The following is a 5295-nucleotide window of genomic DNA, read 5'->3' on the forward strand; positions in this document are numbered from 1 at the left end:
CGCGCAGCGGATGGTGGTAGAGTGGGTGGTCCCGAACCGGAGAGGTAACTCTACCCCCGCTGAAACGGCAGTTTCGAGCAGGTGCTAGGGTGTGCTCCGGACAAAAGCCAAGAAATAACTGCTTCAGATAAGGCCGTGTAGCCGCGGTGCGATCTGGGGTGTGTTGCTTGAGAACTCAACAGTGTGCTAGTGAACTAAGCCAGTAGAGCTTATGTATATGTAACCTCGTATGAGGTTCCTTTGAGAGCAAGTATTTATTTGCCTCGATCAAATTTGACATTGTTGGAGAGTTTGATCCTGGCTCAGGACGAACGCTGGCGGCGTGCTTAACACATGCAAGTCGAACGATGAAGCCTTCGGGTGGATTAGTGGCGAACGGGTGAGTAACACGTGGGCAATCTGCCCTGTACTTTGGGATAAGCCTGGGAAACTGGGTCTAATACCGGATATCACCAGTCCTCGCATGGGGGTTGGTTGAAAGTTCTGGCGGTACAGGATGAGCCCGCGGCCTATCAGCTTGTTGGTGGGGTAATGGCCTACCAAGGCGACGACGGGTAGCCGGCCTGAGAGGGTGACCGGCCACACTGGGACTGAGACACGGCCCAGACTCCTACGGGAGGCAGCAGTGGGGAATATTGCACAATGGGCGAAAGCCTGATGCAGCGACGCCGCGTGAGGGATGACGGCCTTCGGGTTGTAAACCTCTTTCGCCAGGGACGAAGCGCAAGTGACGGTACCTGGATAAGAAGCACCGGCTAACTACGTGCCAGCAGCCGCGGTAATACGTAGGGTGCGAGCGTTGTCCGGAATTATTGGGCGTAAAGAGCTCGTAGGCGGTTTGTCGCGTCGTTCGTGAAAACTCCACGCTTAACGTGGAGCGTGCGGGCGATACGGGCAGACTTGAGTTCGGTAGGGGAGACTGGAATTCCTGGTGTAGCGGTGAAATGCGCAGATATCAGGAGGAACACCGGTGGCGAAGGCGGGTCTCTGGGCCGATACTGACGCTGAGGAGCGAAAGCGTGGGGAGCGAACAGGATTAGATACCCTGGTAGTCCACGCTGTAAACGTTGGGCGCTAGGTGTGGGCGACATCCACGTTGTCCGTGCCGTAGCTAACGCATTAAGCGCCCCGCCTGGGGAGTACGGCCGCAAGGCTAAAACTCAAAGGAATTGACGGGGGCCCGCACAAGCGGCGGAGCATGTGGATTAATTCGATGCAACGCGAAGAACCTTACCTGGGCTTGACATGCGCCAGACATCCCTAGAGATAGGGCTTCCCTTGTGGTTGGTGTACAGGTGGTGCATGGCTGTCGTCAGCTCGTGTCGTGAGATGTTGGGTTAAGTCCCGCAACGAGCGCAACCCTTATCCTACGTTGCCAGCGCGTTATGGCGGGGACTCGTGGGAGACTGCCGGGGTCAACTCGGAGGAAGGTGGGGATGACGTCAAGTCATCATGCCCCTTATGTCCAGGGCTTCACACATGCTACAATGGCTGGTACAGAGGGCTGCGATACCGCGAGGTGGAGCGAATCCCTTAAAGCCGGTCTCAGTTCGGATCGCAGTCTGCAACTCGACTGCGTGAAGTCGGAGTCGCTAGTAATCGCAGATCAGCAACGCTGCGGTGAATACGTTCCCGGGCCTTGTACACACCGCCCGTCACGTCATGAAAGTCGGTAACACCCGAAGCCCATGGCCCAACCCGCAAGGGGGGGAGTGGTCGAAGGTGGGACTGGCGATTGGGACGAAGTCGTAACAAGGTAGCCGTACCGGAAGGTGCGGCTGGATCACCTCCTTTCTAAGGAGCAACACATCCACAGTCCTCGGGATACCCGGGATCAGCACTGTGGAGTGGCCGGCACTGAACACCCGCACGTGGTGTTGTGCTGGTTGCTCAAGGAATTGTGGAACTACTGGTTTATGCGATCGCCGGCTGTTGCCGGGGCGTCTGAGTACTGCTTCCTCCGGGAAGCGTGGAAAGGGTTATGCCGGGCTGGTCGATGATTGTTCACTACGCACGCTGTTGGGTCCTGAGGCAACACGCCGAAGGGTGAAACCCCCTGGGAGTTTGTTTCTGGTGTGGTGTTTGAGAACTGTAGAGTGGATGCGAGCATCTTTGTGGTCAAGTTATTAAGGGCACATGGTGGATGTCTTGGCTTCAGGAGCCGATGAAGGACGTGGGAGGCTGCGATATGCCTCGGGGAGCTGTCAACCGAGCTGTGATCCGAGGATTTCCGAATGGGGAAACCCAGCACCAGTTATGTGGTGTTACCCGCATCTGAATATATAGGGTGTGTGGAGGGAACGCGGGGAAGTGAAACATCTCAGTACCCGTAGGAAGAGAAAACAACCGTGATTCCGTGAGTAGTGGCGAGCGAAAGCGGAAGAGGCTAAACCATGCACATGTCAAGCTGTCAGGCGTTGTGTGTGTGGTGTTGTGGGACCCGCCTTGAAGAGACTGACATTTCTTCGGGTTGATGTGCTGGTTAGTGGAACGCCTTGGGATGGGCGACCGGAGTGGGTGAGAGTCCCGTACGCGAAAACCAGTTTCAGAGACCTTGGTGGTGTTCCCGAGTAGCAGCGAGCTCGTGGAATTTGCTGTGAATCTGCCGGGACCACCCGGTAAGCCTAAATACTTCCTGAAGACCGATAGCGGACTAGTACCGTGAGGGAAAGATGAAAAGTACCCCGGGAGGGGAGTGAAAGAGTACCTGAAACCGTGTGCCTACAAGCCGTCAGAGCCCGAGCACATCCTTGTGATGTTGAGGTGATGGCGTGCCTTTTGAAGAATGAGCCTGCGAGTTAGTGCTGCGTGGCGAGGTTAACCCGTGTGGGGTAGCCGTAGCGAAAGCGAGTCTGAATAGGGCGATTGAGTCGCGTGGTCTAGACCCGAAGCGGAGTGATCTACCCATGGCCAGGCTGAAGCGTCGGTAAGACGACGTGGAGGGCCGAACCCACTTAGGTTGAAAACTGAGGGGATGAGCTGTGGGTAGGGGTGAAAGGCCAATCAAACTCCGTGATAGCTGGTTCTCCCCGAAATGCATTTAGGTGCAGCGTCACATGTTTCACCACGGGGGTAGAGCTACTGGATGGTCTAGGGGCCTTACCGGGTTACCGAAATCAACCAAACTCCGAATACCGTGGTGTGAGAGTGTGGCAGTGAGACGGCGGGGGATAAGCTTCGTCGTCGAGAGGGAAACAGCCCAGAACACCAGCTAAGGCCCCTAAGTGTGTGCTCAGTGGGAAAGGATGTGGGATTGCCCAGACAACCAGGAGGTTGGCTTAGAAGCAGCCACCCTTGAAAGAGTGCGTAATAGCTCACTGGTCAAGTGGTCCTGCGCCGACAATGTAGCGGGGCTTAAGCACACCGCCGAAGCTGTGTCATTCACACATATAGATCGGCGTTCTCCTTGAGGGAATGTCTAGTCGTGTGGATGGGTAGGGGAGCGTCCTGCATCCAGGGAAGCGGCGGCGGAAGCCAGTCGTGGAGGGTGTGGGAGTGAGAATGCAGGCATGAGTAGCGAATGCAGAGTGAGAAACTCTGCCGCCGGATGACCAAGGGTTCCTGGGCCAGGCTAATCCGCCCAGGGTAAGTCGGGACCTAAGGCGAGGCCGACAGGCGTAGTCGATGGATAACGGGTTGATATTCCCGTACCCGAGCACGTGCGCCCAGGATGAGGCGGTTGATACTAACCACCCAAAGCCAGTTACCGATGTCTTCGGACGGAGGTTTCTGTGTGGAGCGTGGGATCTGATTCCGTAGTAGTCGAGTGATGGGGTGACGCAGGAAGGTAGCTCCGCCAGTGAGTGGTAGTACTGGTGTAAGCGTGTAGGCCGAAACATAGGTAAATCCGTGTTTCATTGAGGCTGAGACGTGATGCGTAGCCGATTGAGGTGAAGTAGAGTGATCCTATGCTGCCGAGAAAAGCCTCTAGCGAGTGCGTGCACGGCCCGTACCCCAAACCAACACAGGTGGTCAGGTAGAGAATACTAAGGCGATCGGGTGAACTGTGGTTAAGGAACTCGGCAAAATGCCCCCGTAACTTCGGGAGAAGGGGGGCCAAACACTCTGAAGTCCCTTGCGGACTAGGGGTGGGTGGCCGCAGAGACCAGCGGAAAGCGACTGTTTACTAAAAACACAGGTCCATGCGAAGTCGCAAGACGATGTATATGGACTGACGCCTGCCCGGTGCTGGAACGTTAAGAGGACCGGTTAACCCTTTCGGGGGTGAAGCTGAGAATTTAAGCGCCAGTAAACGGCGGTGGTAACTATAACCATCCTAAGGTAGCGAAATTCCTTGTCGGGTAAGTTCCGACCTGCACGAATGGCGTAACGACTTTCCGGCTGTCTCAACCACAGGCCCGGCGAAATTGCACTACGAGTAAAGATGCTCGTTACGCGCGGCAGGACGGAAAGACCCCGGGACCTTTACTATAGTTTGGTATTGGTTTTCGGTTCGGCTTGTGTAGGATAGGTGGGAGACTGTGAAGCTGGCACGCTAGTGTTGGTGGAGTCGTTGTTGAAATACCACTCTGGTCGGATTGGGAATCTGAACCTCGGACCATGATCTGGTTCAGGGACAGTGCCTGATGGGTAGTTTAACTGGGGCGGTTGCCTCCTAAAGAGTAACGGAGGCGCCCAAAGGTTCCCTCAGCCTGGTTGGCAATCAGGTGTTGAGTGCAAGTGCACAAGGGAGCTTGACTGTGAGACAGACATGTCGAGCAGGGACGAAAGTCGGGACTAGTGATCCGGCACCACCTGGTGGAAGGGGTGTCGCTCAACGGATAAAAGGTACCCCGGGGATAACAGGCTGATCTTGCCCAAGAGTCCATATCGACGGCATGGTTTGGCACCTCGATGTCGGCTCGTCGCATCCTGGGGCCGGAGTAGGTCCCAAGGGTTGGGCTGTTCGCCCATTAAAGCGGCACGCGAGCTGGGTTTAGAACGTCGTGAGACAGTTCGGTCCCTATCCGCCGCGCGCGTAGGATACTTGAGGAAGGCTGTCCCTAGTACGAGAGGACCGGGACGGACGAACCTCTGGTATGCCAGTTGTCACGCCAGTGGCATGGCTGGTTGGCCACGTTCGGAAGGGATAACCGCTGAAGGCATCTAAGCGGGAAGCCTGTTCCAAGATGAGGTATCCCACCCCATGTGGGTTAAGGCCCCCAACAGACCATTGGGTTGATAGGCCAGAAATGGAAGCACAGTAATGTGTTGTCGAGTTGACTGGTACTAATAGGCCGAGGACTTGCCCACAAAGATGTTACGCATCCACTCTACAGCTCTGAAACACCACAC

2 rRNA genes are annotated in these 5295 nt (G+C 56.0%); both read left to right on the forward strand.

Going from position 1 to position 5295, the window contains the following annotated elements:
• The first annotated feature begins 279 nt into the window (after nt 1–279).
• Nucleotides 280–1794 (forward strand): 16S ribosomal RNA (locus CFP71_RS23425).
• 322 nt (nt 1795–2116) lie between these two features.
• Nucleotides 2117–5253, forward strand: a 23S ribosomal RNA gene (locus tag CFP71_RS23430).
• Together the 16S and 23S rRNA genes form the textbook arrangement of a ribosomal RNA operon.
• The last annotated feature ends 42 nt before the right edge of the window (nt 5254–5295 follow it).

This window comes from Amycolatopsis thailandensis (genome assembly GCF_002234405.1).
Classification (GTDB): domain Bacteria; phylum Actinomycetota; class Actinomycetes; order Mycobacteriales; family Pseudonocardiaceae; genus Amycolatopsis; species Amycolatopsis thailandensis.